The sequence below is a fragment of the Okeania sp. SIO2B3 genome (assembly GCF_010672525.1).
Taxonomy (GTDB): domain Bacteria; phylum Cyanobacteriota; class Cyanobacteriia; order Cyanobacteriales; family Microcoleaceae; genus Okeania.
This window is the reverse complement of record NZ_JAAHGH010000013.1, coordinates 90,240-106,201: the sequence shown is the minus strand read 5'-3', so window position 1 is coordinate 106,201 and position 15,962 is coordinate 90,240. Positions and strand designations below refer to the sequence as shown.

Annotated in this window: 12 protein-coding genes; 7 read left to right on the top strand and 5 right to left on the bottom strand. The window is 35.1% G+C overall.

Annotated elements, in window-relative coordinates; translation table 11 throughout:
- Window positions 1-108: 108 nt before the first annotated feature.
- The gene (locus tag F6K15_RS14045; protein WP_293061675.1) at window positions 109-738 is read left to right on the top strand and encodes a triacylglycerol lipase; all 630 of its coding nucleotides are present in this window, start codon (window positions 109-111) and stop codon (window positions 736-738) included.
- A 102-nt stretch (window positions 739-840) separates the two neighbouring features.
- Here the strand turns inward: F6K15_RS14045 and F6K15_RS14040 are convergent, their stop codons facing one another.
- Both F6K15_RS14040 and F6K15_RS14035 read right to left on the bottom strand, forming a co-directional pair.
- Window positions 841-1,089 carry a hypothetical protein gene (locus F6K15_RS14040; protein WP_293061674.1) on the bottom strand — a complete coding sequence of 83 codons (249 nt, stop codon included), beginning with the start codon at window positions 1,087-1,089 and terminating at the stop codon, window positions 841-843.
- Window positions 1,090-1,421: 332 nt separating this feature from the next.
- Window positions 1,422-1,859 (bottom strand): VOC family protein, encoded by a 438-nt coding sequence (locus tag F6K15_RS14035; protein ID WP_293061673.1) that lies wholly within the window; start codon window positions 1,857-1,859, stop codon window positions 1,422-1,424.
- Between the two features lie 389 nt (window positions 1,860-2,248).
- Between F6K15_RS14035 and F6K15_RS14030 the strand changes: the two genes are divergently transcribed.
- The 5 genes from F6K15_RS14030 to F6K15_RS14010 all read left to right on the top strand — a co-directional run bounded on the left by F6K15_RS14030 (window position 2,249) and on the right by F6K15_RS14010 (window position 7,298).
- Entirely contained in the window at window positions 2,249-3,094 is an 846-nt protein-coding gene (locus F6K15_RS14030) for a TIGR00297 family protein (protein ID WP_293061672.1), read from the top strand.
- Window positions 3,095-3,380: 286 nt separating this feature from the next.
- Window positions 3,381-4,145 (top strand): peptidylprolyl isomerase, encoded by a 765-nt coding sequence (locus tag F6K15_RS14025; RefSeq protein WP_293061671.1) that lies wholly within the window; start codon window positions 3,381-3,383, stop codon window positions 4,143-4,145.
- Between the two features lie 1,050 nt (window positions 4,146-5,195).
- A complete protein-coding gene (locus F6K15_RS14020; RefSeq protein ID WP_293061670.1) occupies window positions 5,196-5,678 on the top strand; it encodes a hypothetical protein in 483 nt (160 codons plus the stop codon).
- Between the two features lie 11 nt (window positions 5,679-5,689).
- Window positions 5,690-6,718 carry an HTTM domain-containing protein gene (locus F6K15_RS14015; RefSeq protein WP_293061669.1) on the top strand — a complete coding sequence of 343 codons (1,029 nt, stop codon included), beginning with the start codon at window positions 5,690-5,692 and terminating at the stop codon, window positions 6,716-6,718.
- Between the two features lie 409 nt (window positions 6,719-7,127).
- The gene (locus F6K15_RS14010; protein WP_293061668.1) at window positions 7,128-7,298 is read left to right on the top strand and encodes a hypothetical protein; all 171 of its coding nucleotides are present in this window, start codon (window positions 7,128-7,130) and stop codon (window positions 7,296-7,298) included.
- A gap of 400 nt (window positions 7,299-7,698) precedes the next feature.
- Here F6K15_RS14010 and F6K15_RS14005 read toward each other — a convergent pair whose 3' ends face one another.
- From F6K15_RS14005 to F6K15_RS13995, 3 genes are all read right to left on the bottom strand, one after another.
- On the bottom strand, window positions 7,699-9,360 hold the full coding sequence (locus tag F6K15_RS14005; protein ID WP_293061667.1) for a mechanosensitive ion channel family protein: 1,662 nt from the start codon (window positions 9,358-9,360) through the stop codon (window positions 7,699-7,701).
- A gap of 1,118 nt (window positions 9,361-10,478) precedes the next feature.
- On the bottom strand, window positions 10,479-11,825 hold the full coding sequence (locus F6K15_RS14000; RefSeq protein WP_293061666.1) for a hybrid sensor histidine kinase/response regulator: 1,347 nt from the start codon (window positions 11,823-11,825) through the stop codon (window positions 10,479-10,481).
- 62 nt (window positions 11,826-11,887) lie between these two features.
- Entirely contained in the window at window positions 11,888-12,778 is an 891-nt protein-coding gene (locus F6K15_RS13995) for an alpha/beta fold hydrolase (protein WP_293061665.1), read from the bottom strand.
- A gap of 1,270 nt (window positions 12,779-14,048) precedes the next feature.
- Here F6K15_RS13995 and F6K15_RS13990 point away from each other — a divergent pair.
- On the top strand, window positions 14,049-15,659 hold the full coding sequence (locus tag F6K15_RS13990; RefSeq protein WP_293061664.1) for a choice-of-anchor L domain-containing protein: 1,611 nt from the start codon (window positions 14,049-14,051) through the stop codon (window positions 15,657-15,659).
- Window positions 15,660-15,962: the final 303 nt, after the last annotated feature.

Genomic DNA, 15,962 nt, shown 5'->3' with positions numbered 1-15,962 from the left:
TTTTAACAGATTATGTGTAAAACCGCAAGATTGATTGGCATTCCCATCACTCAGCTCCCCTACGGGAGAGCGCGGGTATAAATGCCAACATTTAGATAAATCAGGAATATGAACAGTTTGAATAAACGTAATCCAGTATTACTAATCCACGGAATTTTTGACACTATTAGAATATTTGATCGAATGTCTCGATACCTCAAAAACTTAGGTTGGGATGTCTATTCTCTGAACTTAGTTCCTAATTACGGTATTTTAGGGTTAGATAAATTAGCTCAACAAGTCGATGATTATATCAGCAAAACATTTCCACCTAATCAACCCTTAGATTTAATAGGTTTTAGTATGGGAGGAATAGTCAGTCGTTACTATGTTCAAAGATTAGGTGGTATAGAAAGAGTAGAACGTTTTATTACCATTTCTTCTCCTCACAACGGCACATTAACAGCTTACGCTTTAAATTTAGCAGCACCCAAGCAGATGCGTCCAAAAAGTGATTTTATGGAAGATTTAAACCAGGATATTGCTTTATTAGAGCAGATAAATTTTACCTCTATTTGGACTCCTTATGATGCGATGATTTTGCCTGCTAGAAGTTCTCAAATACCAGTGGGGAGAGACATCAAAATAAATGTTTTACTTCATGCTTGGATGGTGTCAGATGAAAAAGTTTTTAAAGTAATTGTTGAGGAATTAAAAGCAGCTCTAAAGTCAAAATTAAATGTCAATTTTATCAGTTGATTTTAGTACCAGGAAATTTCTGAAAAGATGTATTTGCTTATTCACTATATTCCTAGAGAAAAAGTAAGCGATCGCTCTAAATAATTTATATATTTCTTACCTTTATTCTTGGTCTGGATTTATTCCCATTTGACGTAATTTTTCTGCTAATCTCTCAGCACGTTGATATTTTTGTTGAGCAAGTTCTTCACCAGTCAATAATAAATTACCTTGATTATCCCACCGACGCAACCAATGTAATTCCATATGATTATACCTCCCATGCCAAATTCCTAATTCAATACCTAACTGTGGAATAGGAAAATGATCCCTTTCATTAGCCTCTACAAATTCATAATAATTAGAAGCCAAACTATATAATTCTACAGCAGCTTTTTTAACTTCATAAATGCCGTAAAATGGAATCCTAATCCCTCATTAATCAACCCAAAACTTACCGATTTTTTTATACTCTTGAAAATCCGATATTGTTGGTGGAGTTTTGTCTCTTTATTCAGTACAATCTCCAGAAACAAATTCTAATACACGGTTAAAACCCGAGGTAATTATCAATTATCCATTATCCATTATCAATTAATGAACTTGCCCAAAATTAATGGCTGATAGCTAATGGCTGACGGCTGAATGCTTCTTACAATAAGTCTATTTTTGAGAGCTTTCTCATATCTAACAACTAGACTAATTTAAACTGCTACAGCATCGCCAACTTTTTGATGTTCATTGCAGCCAAAAATTGCTTCTGAATGACAATAATATTTGAACTCTAGCAAATTATGGAACGGGTCTTCTAAGAAAAAAGTACGATGTTCCAAAGGAGAATTTGTAAATCGTCGCTTAGGTTGTTGATAAAATTTCAAATTATTTTTTTCGGCACGTTCCAACAAAGCTTCCCAGTCACTTTCTAGAGTAAAAACCAAACCAAAATGTCTCGGATAAATTCCTTTTTGTGGTTCTACAGTTTCTTTAGCAACATGAGCAACTATTTGATTACCGTAAAGATTTAAAATAACAGAATTTGAAGATTCTCTACCAACTTCACAACCCAAACCATCAGCATAAAAATCTTTTGTTTGAGCAATATCATTAACGGGAAAAGCTAAGTGAAAAAGAACTTGATTCATGTTTAATTCCTAGTAATCGATCAATATATTTTTGACTAAAAACATCTGATAAAATTTAAACAAAAAGGAAGAAGAAGTATTCAGTTTTGGATTTGAGTTTCTTTAAGAAGTTGGGGATGTTTTGTAAGCATTCAGCCGTCAGCTATTGCTTTTTTTAGTTCTAGATAAAAGCTTTGCTAATTGAGTGAGAATTAAATTTTACGCTCTCTAGCTGGCTTTAAAGTCTATATATTAAAATCCCCTCATAAGAGCTAAGAGCTGACAGCTAATAGCTGTTTGCGCAGCATTCCGCAAGAAATGCTTATGTGTTTTACCCTTGCTTTTTTTCCATACTCTTCTTTCTTTCTTCAAGTTAAAATTAAAATAGATGTTTCCAATGAGTAGATACTATGTTTTCTGCAATTAATTCTATAAATCCCTGGCTAATAGCTATCAACTTAAATACTATCTTACTCAGTCTCCTTTATTTTGCCCCTAAAAAATTGTTAACCCCAGCAGGAATACTTCATGCTTGGATATTAGGAGTAATAATTTGGGGTAGTTTGGGTTGGCCTGGATATCTAGTGGTGGCCTTTTATTTTTTAGTAGGCTCTGGTGTTACTCGCATTGGAATGGCCCAAAAGCAGGCAGCAGGAATTGCAGAAAAACGAGAAGGGGCTAGAGGGCCAGAAAATGTTTGGGGTTCAGCTCTGACTGCTGCTATCTGTGCTGTGGGAGTTTGGGTTATTAGTCTGTTGTACCCAAATCATCCTCCCATAGAGAATTTACCATTTCTGCTAATGTTGGGTTATGTGGCTAGTTTTAGCACCAAGCTTTCTGATACTTGTGCTAGTGAAGTAGGAAAAGCTTATGGTAAACGAACTTTTTTAATTACAACTCTACAACCAGTACCACGAGGAACCGAGGGTGCTGTGAGTTTAGAGGGGACTTTAGCTGGTATTGTAGCTTCCGTGGCGATCGCTCTGGTTGGTTGGTCTGTAGGTTTAATTGACTTGACAGGAATAGCTTTTTGTGTTGTTGCAGCTTTTATTGCTACTAATTTAGAAAGTGTGATTGGGGCAACTGTACAATCTCGGTTTGAATGGTTAACCAATGAAATAGTAAATATTATCAATACTTTAATCGGGGCGATCGCTGCAATTTTATTAGCTATAGTTTGGTATTATGCTCTAGTAAGCATTCAGCCGTCAGCTATCAGCTATCAGCTATCAGCTATTGTTTTTAGTTTTAGATAAAAGCTTTACTAATTAAGTCAGAGTTAAATCTTACTACAAAAACTGGCTAAAACAGTCTATTCCTTGGGTTTTGTAGACAGGAAGTGGTCGGTCGTTGACTATGGCCATCCACTTTTTCAGTCCTTCGGTCTTTCCTTCTTTCTTCTTTCTTCTTTCTTCTTTCTTCTTCCTTCTTCCTTCTTCAAGAAAATTCAGTTAAAGATTTAGTAAAAGCAGATTCAAAAAATGATTGGTTGGGATAGACTAAAGTCTGGAGTAAGATTATCTAAAGAAAGGAATATTAAAAATGGAATCTAAACCACTATTAACTATAGGTGAAGAACAATTATCTTGGGGACAAGGTTTAAGATATTTACAAGCATCTGGGAAATTACAGTCTTTTGTCACAGAAATTGTCCGTCAATATGTGATAGAAAAAGAAATGCAATCTAGGGAAGATATTAATGTAAGTCCAGCAGTTATTCAACAGGCTATGATTGATTTTAGATTGCAAAGAAAGCTGGAAGACCAACAAAAATTTCAAGAATGGTTACAACAAAATCGAATTAACTATAATGCTTTAGAATCACAGATAGAAAATTCTTTTAAACTAAAGCAATTAAGAGATTCTATTACTGCAGAAAAAATAGAAGCATATTTTAATGAAAGGAAAGCAGGTCTAGATTATGTGATTTTATCTAGAATTGTCGTGGAAGATAAAGAATTAGCAGATGCTTTGCGTCGAAAAATTGTGGAAGAAGGAGGCAGGTTTGAAGATTTAGCTAAGGAATATTCAGTGACAAATGATAAAAATTTTAATGGTATTATGGGTGCTGTTAGTTTAAGTAGTTTGCCAGAAGATTTGAGAAATACTATTAATTCAGCTAATCCTGGCGATATTTTAGGACCATTTCAGACTAATAAGTATTGGAGTTTATTTAGGTTAGAGCAGTTACAAGGTGCTTCTTTAGATAATCCTGAAATTAGGAAAAAATTAGACGGTGAATTATTTGAGCGTTGGATATCAGAGAAACTTCAAGATAACAAAATTACTCTTCATGTTAATGATTAAATTAACGTAAGCATTTAACCTTCAGCTATCAGCTATCAGCTATCAGCTATCAGCTATTGTTTTTAGTTTGAGATAAAAGCTTTACTAACTGAGTCAGAATTAAATCTTACTACAAAAGCCAGCTAAAACAGTCTATATTCATTTAAACTCCCTCATAAGAGCTGAGAGCTGAAGCTAATAGCTGTTTGCGCAGCATTCTGCAGGAAATGCTTACAAATTAATAGTATAAAGATTGGGGAGTTTGGTTGAGGGAAGAAGAAGGAAGTTTCCTACAAGAATATTTGATTTATAACTAATACTATTTCTCTGTAACAATGCGCTTAATAATTATTACTCAGCTCTGACTACACTGACTATGATCATCTTACCGAGGTGGCATCCTAGTGGACAGGAACGTTACAAAGCAAAGTAAATCAACACCTAAGCATTTCCTCCGGAATGCTGCGCAAACAGCTTTATTACCTTTAGTGTACTATTTAAGCTTGCTGTTCTTGTGCTTCAACTCTTTGTTTAAAAATGCTGAGAAGTTAAGCAAATGCTTACTTCATTCATTCATTAAAAAGCTGTTTGCGTAAGTATTCCGTAGGAATAGCTGACCGCTAATAGCTGAATGCTTACCGAATAATTAATAATTAATAATTAATAATTAATAATTAAATAATTCGCGCCTTAAAGTCTCCCCTTTTAAGGGAAAAAAAGCGGTCGAGAGATGGCTCCGAAACCTGCGCCATATCCATGAGACCAAGAAAAGAAAATATTCCTTATATTCAATTCCGTAGCGGTTAAAACCCGAGGTAATTATCAATTATCCATTATCTAATTAATGAAATCAACACTGTACCTCAGTAACTTGAGAAACGTTATAAAATTACTTATTCACATCTGCTATTGTTATTCCAGTTAAGATTAAGACAAGGGTTTCTTGCCTTGAAAGAATTTCAGCTAAAAAAGTATCCTAATCTTATTAAGAATGACTATAATTTGTATTCTCTCGATCTTCTTGATTAATTAGCGTAAAAATGAAATAAATTAATTAAACATTTTAGTATTATGTTAAATAAATCTCAATTAAATTTCAGTTTAATATCAATCCCAATAGCATCTCTCGTCATTGTAACTTTTCTCATTCTTCAAGCTCTAACTGCTTTGAGAATCTTTTGCTTTTTCAAAATGCCCTGCGACCCTTATCTATATCCTTTTTTATCATACCCCATGTACAAAGGAGCTAAACAACCAGGCTCTCTAGTTACTCAATTAAATGTATTTGGAATTTTAGAAGATTTAAGTGAAGTTTCTATCACTAATCAAAATCTCAACATACGCGATGCTAATTTAAGCCCTTATTGGTTTAGAAGATTTTATCTTCCGGCTATCAGAAGCAAAAAAAACAAAGTGATTAATGAATTTGTCGATATATATCAAAAACAATATAACAAAAAATTGATAGGTATACGTCTCGAAAAGCAGTCTTTTGTTATTTCAAAAGAAGGAATAAAACCTCAGAACAAAACAACAGAATACATTAAATTTTAGAGGCAAATAAAATGATTTTATCTATAAATCTTTCTAGAAACTTAAATCAACTTGGGAGAATTTGGGAGTCATACTGGTTTCAACCATCTCCGCTACTGAATTTAGCAATATGTCGGATTATAATAATTGCTTTTCAACTAAATCAAATTATTTTGCAGAATGACTTCTTAGGTCAAATACTTGAGAGAGCTAACCGTCCTGGTGCAAAATATAATCCTACATTGATAGTCAAACTTTTAAGTTTGCCCTTCGGTTTAAATACTCCTCCACCAGATTGGTTTTTAATCAGTCTATTTTGGTTAACCATTATTGCTGGCTTTTTTTCTTTATTTGGATTTAAGACTAACTTTAGTTTGATAGTTTTTGCTGTAGGTAATTTATTTCTCCAAGCTTATGTTTACTCCTTTGGCAGATTCCATCATCCAGATGCTTTAATGATGATAGCACTTTTAATACTTGCTTTAAGTCCTGCAGGTAGGGTTTTATCTATTGACGATCTAGGAGAAAGAATAAAACTAAATATTAAGAATAAAAATTTTACCACCTTTCATCTTACAGAAGAGCAAAGTATTTTTGCGAGATGGCCAATTATTTTGCTTTGGTGGATGTTTGCTTTTGTATATTTCAGTGCAGGATTTGCCAAGTTGTCAGCTGGAGGACTAGAATGGTTGAATGGCTATACTCTTCAAACCTACTTACTCAGTGATGCACTAACATGGGATAGACCTTTAGGAATATGGTTGGGTCAAAAATATATATTAGCCTTAATATTTTCCTATGTAGCAATTTTATTTGAAGTTACTTTCTTCCTAGTGCTAATTTTTCCGAGGTTAGTCTGGGTTTATATTCCTATGGGGACAGCTTTCCACACTGGAATATATTTAGCTCAGGCAGCACCATTTTTCCAATACATTGCGATTTATTCAGTTTTTATTCCCTGGACATCAATTATAAACAGTTTCTCGCGCCGTCAAAAGTTTTCCCAAAATCAGAATAAACTAGAGATTCTCTACGATGGTTTGTCTCCCCATTATATTTAGTTTAATCACGTTCTTCTGTTATTTTGACTGGCTCAAACGTCTTAACTATAGCGATCTAGAAGTACGATGGCAAAACTTGTCCCGAACCCATTCGCACATTTTACTTGAGGAATGTCGCGGAGAATTGCATATTTTACTACCCAACGGTGCAACAAGAAAAGGGTTATTTGCTGTACGGGAAATTTTATGGTGCTTACCTATTCTCTGGCCTTTATTACTGATAACTTATCTGCCTGGAGCATCAACTGTTTTTTCTAAGATTTACAAGTTTAGGCACATATAATAAAACCTGATAGTGGTGTTTGAGCAACTCCTATTTCTTTATTCAATTCCATTTTGCTATCTATTATTTCTTCTTTTTCTACACATTGATACACAAACCATCTATAAAAATTCCGGTTCCATCTGTATGCCCAATCAAATTCCCGAACAGATCGCCTCTATGGCAGCATTAGAACCTAAAGCTAAAGTACAGCACTACAAATACACACCCAAACCACTGGCCAAGCTCGATGCTGATGTCCTAGTGACATACACTGGCGTCTGCGCAAAAGATGTCCACATGATCGACAACGATTGAGGTCTCTCTCGCTACCCTATTTTTGCCCTTTAGCAAACATCAGGACTTGCCCATGAGGTACGAAAAACTAGGATTTGAGATTGCTTCCCTGTCGGTCACTTAGGATGAAAATACGTTGCAGGTGCGTCAGTCCTAATATAGTAGCTGCTGCACTTGCTCCGCCAAGGTGAAAAATAGACAGTCAAAAACAGGCGATCGCCATTTACATCATGTCCGGATAGGAGCGTGGGCAAAAAACTTTGTCCTTCTTCTCCTCTTCCTTCTTCTTTATTTCCTCCTGACTCCTGACTCCTGACTCCTGACTCCTGATATCATGTCCGGTAGCATCGTTTGTGTATAAAATTAAGGTAGCAATGGGAAAAAACCTTTTGCCTTCTGCCTTCCTTCCGCAAATTTGGTATTAATTCTGCTCCTCCTTTCCAGTCAAATTAACTTTTTTGCCATTGCTTCCCTGCTGGAAAAACTGCATCAACATCGCTTCCATTCGTGGGGATAAATCAATTGGTAAATTCCCAGACCGCAAATGTAAATCTTGTTGCGGAAACGGAATTTCTATCTGACGCTCCCGCAATATTGCCTCGATCTTAAAATACAAGTCACTCCTAATAATTTCCTGTTTGCTCGGTTCCGCTGTCCATACTCGTAACTCGAAATTTAGAGAACTATCTCCAAACTCAATAAACAAAACCTGTGGTTCTGGTATCGATAATACATCGGGGTAAACTGCTGCTGCTGCATCTAATAAAGCTTGACGTACTGCGTCTACATTAGATCCGTAAGCAACTCCCACTGGTAACCGCAACGCAGAAACTGGGTGGTCGTGATCCCAATTTATTAGCTCCGCCTCCAAAAACCGGGAGTTAGGTACAATAATAGACACATGGTCGAAAGTTTTAATCATTGTACTGCGGGCACCAATGCGTTCAACTGTACCTTGATATTCTCCAATTTCTACAAAGTCGCCTACCTGTATCGGTCGCTCAAACAGTAATACTAAACCACTGCCAAAATTTTTAGCAATATCCTGGAAACCTAAACCAATACCAACGCCAAACGCACTCGCTAACAAGGTAATAGAACTCAAGTCTAAACCCCATACTTGCAATAATACGATCGCTCCAATAGTGATTAAACTGTATTTGGTCATAGTGGCGATCGCTTCTTGAGCGCCTCGGTTAATTCCGGTTACTCGTAAAATGCGTGATCTTAAAATATTAGTTATTCCACCAACACCAATTATTAATACCCAGACTAAACCTACTAAAATTAATAGATCGGGTACAGAATATGTTTGATTTCCCAAATGAATTACCGGAGAAGTAAAGGTGGAAATTAAGGTATCGGTAAACTGATAACTAAACTGTCGAGTTCGGGGAAATTTATTGGTAATATACAGAATTGTTCCTACCCATAAAGCTATTCTCGTAACTAGCAAACTTAAACTAATTAATATAGATAAACTTTTGCTTTCTTCAGGATGAGAAATGCCATTATTTCCCAAAATAAACAATATAACTTGATATAAATATTTTCGCCATACTAATTTTAATAGCCAGTTTATTACTATGGCACTATTAATAATTAATCCTACTTTAGTTAATGTCTTGCCCATAAATTTTAAAGAGCGTTCTTTTTGGGATATTTTTACTGATTCCTCAATTTTTTCTACCCAAATTTCTGTTTGCTCTTTTAGATTACTTCCTGGAAAAACATCTTTTTGAGTAACAGTTAATAGATAGGCATCATTTAACCAAATTGTTGGTAGTTTTTCATCTGTTTTAACTTTTAAATCTATAGGTTTTGATGATGAAACTGCGGTTAATAACTTTTTTTCAATTAATTCGGCTCTTTTCTGGGCAGTATATTCTCCTGCACTGCTAATTTTGAGTATTGGTCGCCCATCTAAAACTACTGGAGCTGTAGAATTTTTAAATTCTACTAATGCTGCTCCTGGAGTAAATATCATTAAGCTAATGAGGATGAGTGCGATTGTGCTAAATATAATAAACTTAAATATTCCTGATTGACGAGATTGATAATTATAGTTATTTTTTATGCTCACTCTTTTCTCCACACTTTTGTATTTTGATCTACAATAATATAAAATATCAATAATTTTTGAATTCAATGTAACACAATGTAGGACAAGTTGATAGAAGTTTGGCTTCCACTCAAAGTCATTAATTCCTGCACTGCTTTACTAATTGAATTTGATATATATATAGTGGAACAAGAGTATCGGGTATAGTTCCGGAAAAAAGTCAGATTTTTTTTATTATTAATAATTGGCAAATGGTAAGTTTTTAACTATAAATTATTAGTCAATATATTAAGATAAAAAGCGTAATTACTAGCTTTTTTTGAGCGAATATAAAAACTTTGATAGTGTATTTTATCCTTCAAAAATTAATAATTAATAATTAACAATTACCTCTCCTTGAAAACGGATAGGATTGATGCGGTAGGAAAAATTTTTGCTTGTTTATGCTTGTAGGTTAAAAGCCTGTAGTGCCGCCAGAGAAAAGCTTTTATCCTTAATTTTTATACCATTTATCTGTAAAAATGCCCTTAATAATTGTTGTTCAGACCTTATTACACTGACTATTCTGATCTTTATATTAAGTGTAATATCATGTTCGGTTGAATACTTATAAATAACTGTTGTGAGTCCTCAGTCCTCAGGAGTCAGTCCTCTGGAGGGAAGAAAGGAGAAATACTTATGAAATATTGGAGATGGGGTATTAATAATTTCAGTATTTCTTTGGTACTGTCGGTACCCAAAGTCCTTAAATTTTATTATAACTGATTATCCGTTAGCGTAGCTCCCCCGGAGGGGGAACATGATATAACTTCATGGAGAAATGGTATTAGTTCAACAATTAATAATTAACAGGACTTACGCAGAGACTCTACTTATGGTGAGGACACCATTCGGAGCTTTGCGGAACGCAAATGCCATTTGCCCCTACAAATGGTGCTTTGAAAGTCAATTTGCGTAAGTACTGATTAATTATTAATTATTAATTATTAATTATTAATTATTAATTATTAATTATTACCTCTCCTTGAAAAGAATCTGATAAGTTTGAAGCTCCCACCATTCACCAATTTTTTGTTGTAACTTGTGGAATTCCCAACCTAAACTATCTTTTTCAAATTAATTTTCAGACATACTTAATTTTAATCTTGCTCTGGTAGAAAATTTGTAGAATTAGTCATGGGAATTTCAATAATAAATTCAGCATATTTTCCCCCTTGGGTTTCCACTTTAATACTGCCATGATGTTGTCCAACAATAATTTGATGAACGAGAGATAAACCCAAACCTACTCCTTCTCCAGGAGGTTTAGTAGTGAAAAAAGGGTCAAAAATTTTATCTTTAATTTTTGAGCTTATTCCTATACCATTGTCGTAGATATGAATTTCTACTTTTTCTCCTAAATTGTAGGTTTCTACAGATAAGGTAGGATTAAAATCTTGATTAGCAGCTGTCTGTTGTTCTAACTTAGTTTTGAGAGCATAGCAAGAATTATCAATTATGTTCATAAAAGCTTGAAATATATCAGAAAATGATAAGTTAATTTTACTAATTGACTCATCGTAATTAGTCTTAATTTTCATCGGAACATTCTGTTTTGCCCACAGACTCTGACAAGCCAATTGCAATGACTCATTTAGCATCTTATGAATATCGCTATATTGTAAGTTATTGTTGTCAATCTGTGCATGTCTTACCATACCTTTAATGATTTTTTCTGCTCTTTTACCGTGTTGGTAAATACTATCTGAATTATGTTTAATATCATTAACAATTTCTTGAAATTCTTCAAATTTTTCAGCTTCCATTTTATTACTTTCTAAAGCTAATTCCTCCATGAGTTCCTCAACTAAATCTGTGGAAAGTTGAGCAAAATTTTGAATAAAATTAAGAGGATTACAAAGTTCGTGAGCAATGCCTGAAGTTAAAGTACCTAAGTACGCAAGTTTTTCTTTAGCAATAATCTGCTTTTGAGCTGTTTGTAACTGCCGCAAAGTTTCTTTAAGTTTTGCTTCTGCTGCTCTTCTTTGTGTAATTTCTTCTAGCAGCAGTAAATTTTTATTCTTTAATTTTTCAGTTAGTTGTCGCAGTTGTATATGTACTTTTACTCTTGCTAAAACCTCATCTATTATGATTGGCTTGGTAACATAATCTACCGCTCCTAACTCAAATCCTGTAATTTTATCTTCTATATCTGATAAAGCAGTCATAAATATTACAGGAATATCTGTAGTTTCTGGGGTTGCTTTTAAGCGCTTACAGATTTCAAAACCATCAATTATAGGCATTAAAACATCTAACAAAATAATATCTGGGCTACTTTCTATTGCTTGTTTCAAACAATTTTCACCATCAACAGATACTAATACCTTAAAGTTATAGCTTTCCAGAACAGTAATTACCAACTTCAAATCAATTGGATGATCGTCCACAATCAAAATAGTACTATTTTTTGCCTTATTTTCAATATTATTAGCAACTTTATCCATTTGATTTATACCTATTCTACATTTGAGAAATTTTGCGATTAATTTTATAAGTTGTCAAATTATTAACTAATCTTTTGTGAAAATTTACTAACAGCTTTAATAAACTCTTCTGTTGACTCATAAGGTAAAACGTTTCGCCCTGATATTTGACAACCCTCTCCTTGAGGTAACAACTTTAAATAACTATTAATTCTTTGCTCTGGCGTTTCAATTTCTTCAGTTTTACTAATAGTTGATGCTTGCTTTCCTACTAATACTAAAGTAGGTTGATTAATTTGAGCAATATCCTGACTAAAATCCTGTCTCCAAAACCCTGCTAAAAAAGAAAAAACAGCATATTGACTTTGGGGATTTTTTGCTCCTTTTTCTAAAGTATCTAACCATTCTTCATCTACTCGCTCTTCATCAGCAAATAATTGTTTTTTAGAAAAAGAATCTAAAAATTTTCGACTGCGTGCATAGCGATAAAAAACTTTACCAAGAGGTGAATAAAAAAGATTCCATCTCAATTTTTGACTAATAGGTGAATCAGCTTTGGTCATCAATTCCAACTGAGGCGGACCCGATAATATTAACCCATCAATTAAACTTGATTCTTGCTGTAGTTTCACCAGAGATACAGCCACAGGAAACAAAGCACCTTGTACCACTAAAATCACTGGTCTTTGTACAACCGTATCTAAAAAATATTGTAATTGTTCAGCCCAGTCTATAGGATAGTAAGCCACAGATGGCATATCACTTTCACCACACCCTAATAAATCTGGATTATAGATAGGATTTAGTAAACTTCGCTCCTGCCATAAAGAACAAAACCTATGCCAGAAATTTTTAGATAAACCTACTCCAATAGGATGCAGTAATAGTAAAGGTATGGTAGAACCATCTCCTTCTTTTTGAGGATAGAATTCGTAAGCACACCGGTATTTTTTCCAGGTATAAAATTCTTTCATATGTCAGATAATCAAATATTTTTTGCATATATTCATAACATAAATATATAACAATCCTGAGAATGGTTGTGTAGAAAATATCTATATAAATTATAGAACAATAGCTCATCTAATTCTGGGTAAGAGTTTCAGACATTTTCTCTATTTATCTATGCTCTAATTTGTTACAAATAGTTGAGAACTGCCATATTATATTTGCTCAAAATATATCATTAATATTATTATTACTCCAGAGTAATGATATAAATGGCTTACCCAAGGACTTTACCTGTAGAGTATTTTGTAACATACACTAGACTTGTCGCTTTATAACTTTAAAAACTCCCAATAACCCTGTTCTGTAAGGATTGTAGCTATTGAAAGGCAAAAATGCTTAGAATTATTGCTCTGTCTAGCTTGGAGCGATTTTTTTCCCTCTATTTAGCGACAACTCTACTAAAGTTAATGTATCAGGACTTACACAGAGACTCTACATATAGCGAGGGCGTCATTCGGAGCTTGGCGGAACGCCAATACCATTCGCCCCTACAAATGATGCTTTAAAAGTAAATTTGGGTAATTCCTGTGTATAATCAAAGGCTTTACATCAGTCCTGGATATAATAGTTGAGTTGGAGTCAATACACTGAATAACTTCTTTAATTAAAAAATTTCTTTTTTGCATAACCTCAGTTTAGCTCAGAAATATATTATCTTTGAAAACAATAGGCCATGGCAAAGTCAATTTTATGGGATCTGCTAATCAAAAGTAAAAAATTCTTATTGATCGGGACTTACGCATGAGATACGAAAAACTAGGACAGGACTGACACATGCAACTCCCTTGAAAACGCTATCTGTAGGGGCAAATGCCATTGGCGTTCCGCCAAGCTCAGAATGACGCCCTCACTTGATTTAGTGTCCGTGCTTCATTAATTGATAATGGATAATAGATAATTGATAATTACCTCGGGTTTTAACCGCTCTTGATTGAATATAAGGAATATTTTCTTTTTTTTTCCCCTTAAAAGGGTCGGCTTCAAGGCGCGAATTATTTAATTATTAATTATTAATTATTAATTATTCGGTAAGTCCTGTAGGATTTGAGATTGCTTCCCTTTAAACTCGCTGCCTTTTGTTCAGCATACCTGTGAAGCTTAAACTTTGCTGTGGTCAAATCTGAGGATAATTGCTAACTGTACCAAATGTACAAAATTTGACCCCCTAGAATAGACAATTTGACCATTAATTTGTGAAATTTAGTTGTTAATTTTTTTTAGGAATTAGAGAATATGGCATTCGTAGAATTCGACCCAACAGTAGACACAGTCCAAGACCTAGTAGATGCAATTGTAGACCCAGGAGCTAACTTGACAGTCATACCTGGTTCTATAAATTTTGAAGGTGCGGTTGTTCCACTCTCCCCTAGCGTTGGTGGCACCTCCCCAAGTGGCATTGGTCAATCCTCATTTTATGATGGTACTCTGCCTTTAGGAATTGATTCAGGCATCTTGCTGACTTCTGGCGATGGCTCCCCACCCGACCAAAATACTGAAATTGGTTATAGTGTTGAACAATTGGGGAACTCCGATCCTGACCTTCAAGCTGTGGCCAACAGCGCTTTTTCTGGAGCTGGTGAAGTTCTGGATGCAAACATTCTAGAGTTTGAATTTGTAATCGAAGACCCCACCGTCAGGTCTATAACCTTTGATTTAATTTTTGGGTCTGATGAGTTTCCTGAGTTTTCCGACACCTCCTTTGTGGATGTAGCAGGAGTCTTTGTTAATGGAAACAATGTTGCATTGTTCAACAACGATCTTACTCAACCTTTAAGTGTTATCAGCAATAATCTCTCATTAGGCAACTTCATTGATAATGCCAATAATATTCTTCCCATCGAATATGATGGAGTCAGCTCTAAACTAACTGTTTTTGCCCCCGTCCAACAGGGAGAAAATACCGTTAAGTTAGGCGTTGCTGATACTGGCGACCAAGTCTTAGATTCAGGTCTGTTTATTGCTAACCTGAATACCAGCGAGTTAGATATAGGCGATCCAGATAGCGGTGGCAGTGGTATTTTGCTAGAAATTCCTGGTACTGATGGCGATAATTTGCTAGTCAGTGATGATCCAGAAGCAGATATAGATGAGTTCTTTGATAGTGGTGAAGGAGACGATGAGATCGAATCTGGCAATGGTAATGATGTCATCGATCCTGGCACTGGTGATGATCTAGTTGACGCTGGTGATGGTGATGACTTCGTTGCTCCAAGCGCTGGTAACGACCGCCTCAACGGTGACGATGGTGATGATACCGTGAATGGTGGTGCCGGTCAAGACACTGCTAGTGGTGGTAATGGTGACGACGCTCTAAGTGGAGCTAGTGGTAGCGATCAATTACTTGGAGGAGCTGGTGGCGACCTGATAGTAGGTAACTCTAATAACGATATTTTGTTAGGAGGAGCAGGCGACGATACTCTACTAGGAGGTATTGGTCGCGATCGCCTTAATGGTGGAGCAGGAAACGATATACTTACAGGTGGTGCTAGTATTGACCGCTTTATCTTCAATAGTAATGAAGCATTTCAACCAGAGGATTTTGGTATAGACGAAATTACAGATTTTTCCCAAACACCAGGAGACATAATTATTCTAGACCGCAACAGTTTCACCGCTATCAACAGTGCTTCAGGAACAGGTTTCAGCATACCAGATGAATTTGATGTAGTTAATAGTGATGCTGCGGCAGCAACCTCTGATGGAGTAATTGTTTATAACAGTAGCAATGGTAACTTATTCTATAATCCTAATGGTAGTGCAAGTGGTTTCGGTGATGGTGCTCAATTTGCAACTTTAACAGGTAGTCCATTGTTAGAAGCAGAAGATTTCTCAATCAGAAATTAGCGATCGCTCTTTGGTAATAGTCAGACATTAGATATCTCCAAAAATTAATACTTTTTCCAGTAAGCTGTATAGAGACCTCCCATAGAAGGTCTCTATATTCTTTTTCAATCAGGACTTACGCACGGACACTAAATTGAGTGAGGGCGAATAGAATTTGCGTTCCGTAGAGCTGCCGAATGGCGCCTCTACAGATGGCGTTTTCAAGGGAGTTGCATACGTAAGTCCTCTCAATATTTCAATAATGGGACTTAAAACATTATTATGGTCAAAAAATGGCTGAATGTTAAAATGCAAATTGAAACG

Coding starts and splice junctions, on each gene's coding strand:
- F6K15_RS14045 (WP_293061675.1), top strand. CDS start 109: ATGAACAGTTTGAATAAACGTAATCCAGTATTACTAATCCACGGAATT.
- F6K15_RS14035 (WP_293061673.1), bottom strand. CDS start 1,859: ATGAATCAAGTTCTTTTTCACTTAGCTTTTCCCGTTAATGATATTGCT.
- F6K15_RS14030 (WP_293061672.1), top strand. CDS start 2,249: ATGTTTTCTGCAATTAATTCTATAAATCCCTGGCTAATAGCTATCAAC.
- F6K15_RS14025 (WP_293061671.1), top strand. CDS start 3,381: ATGGAATCTAAACCACTATTAACTATAGGTGAAGAACAATTATCTTGG.
- F6K15_RS14020 (WP_293061670.1), top strand. CDS start 5,196: ATGTTAAATAAATCTCAATTAAATTTCAGTTTAATATCAATCCCAATA.
- F6K15_RS14015 (WP_293061669.1), top strand. CDS start 5,690: ATGATTTTATCTATAAATCTTTCTAGAAACTTAAATCAACTTGGGAGA.
- F6K15_RS14010 (WP_293061668.1), top strand. CDS start 7,128: ATGCCCAATCAAATTCCCGAACAGATCGCCTCTATGGCAGCATTAGAA.
- F6K15_RS14000 (WP_293061666.1), bottom strand. CDS start 11,825: ATGGATAAAGTTGCTAATAATATTGAAAATAAGGCAAAAAATAGTACT.
- F6K15_RS13995 (WP_293061665.1), bottom strand. CDS start 12,778: ATGAAAGAATTTTATACCTGGAAAAAATACCGGTGTGCTTACGAATTC.
- F6K15_RS13990 (WP_293061664.1), top strand. CDS start 14,049: ATGGCATTCGTAGAATTCGACCCAACAGTAGACACAGTCCAAGACCTA.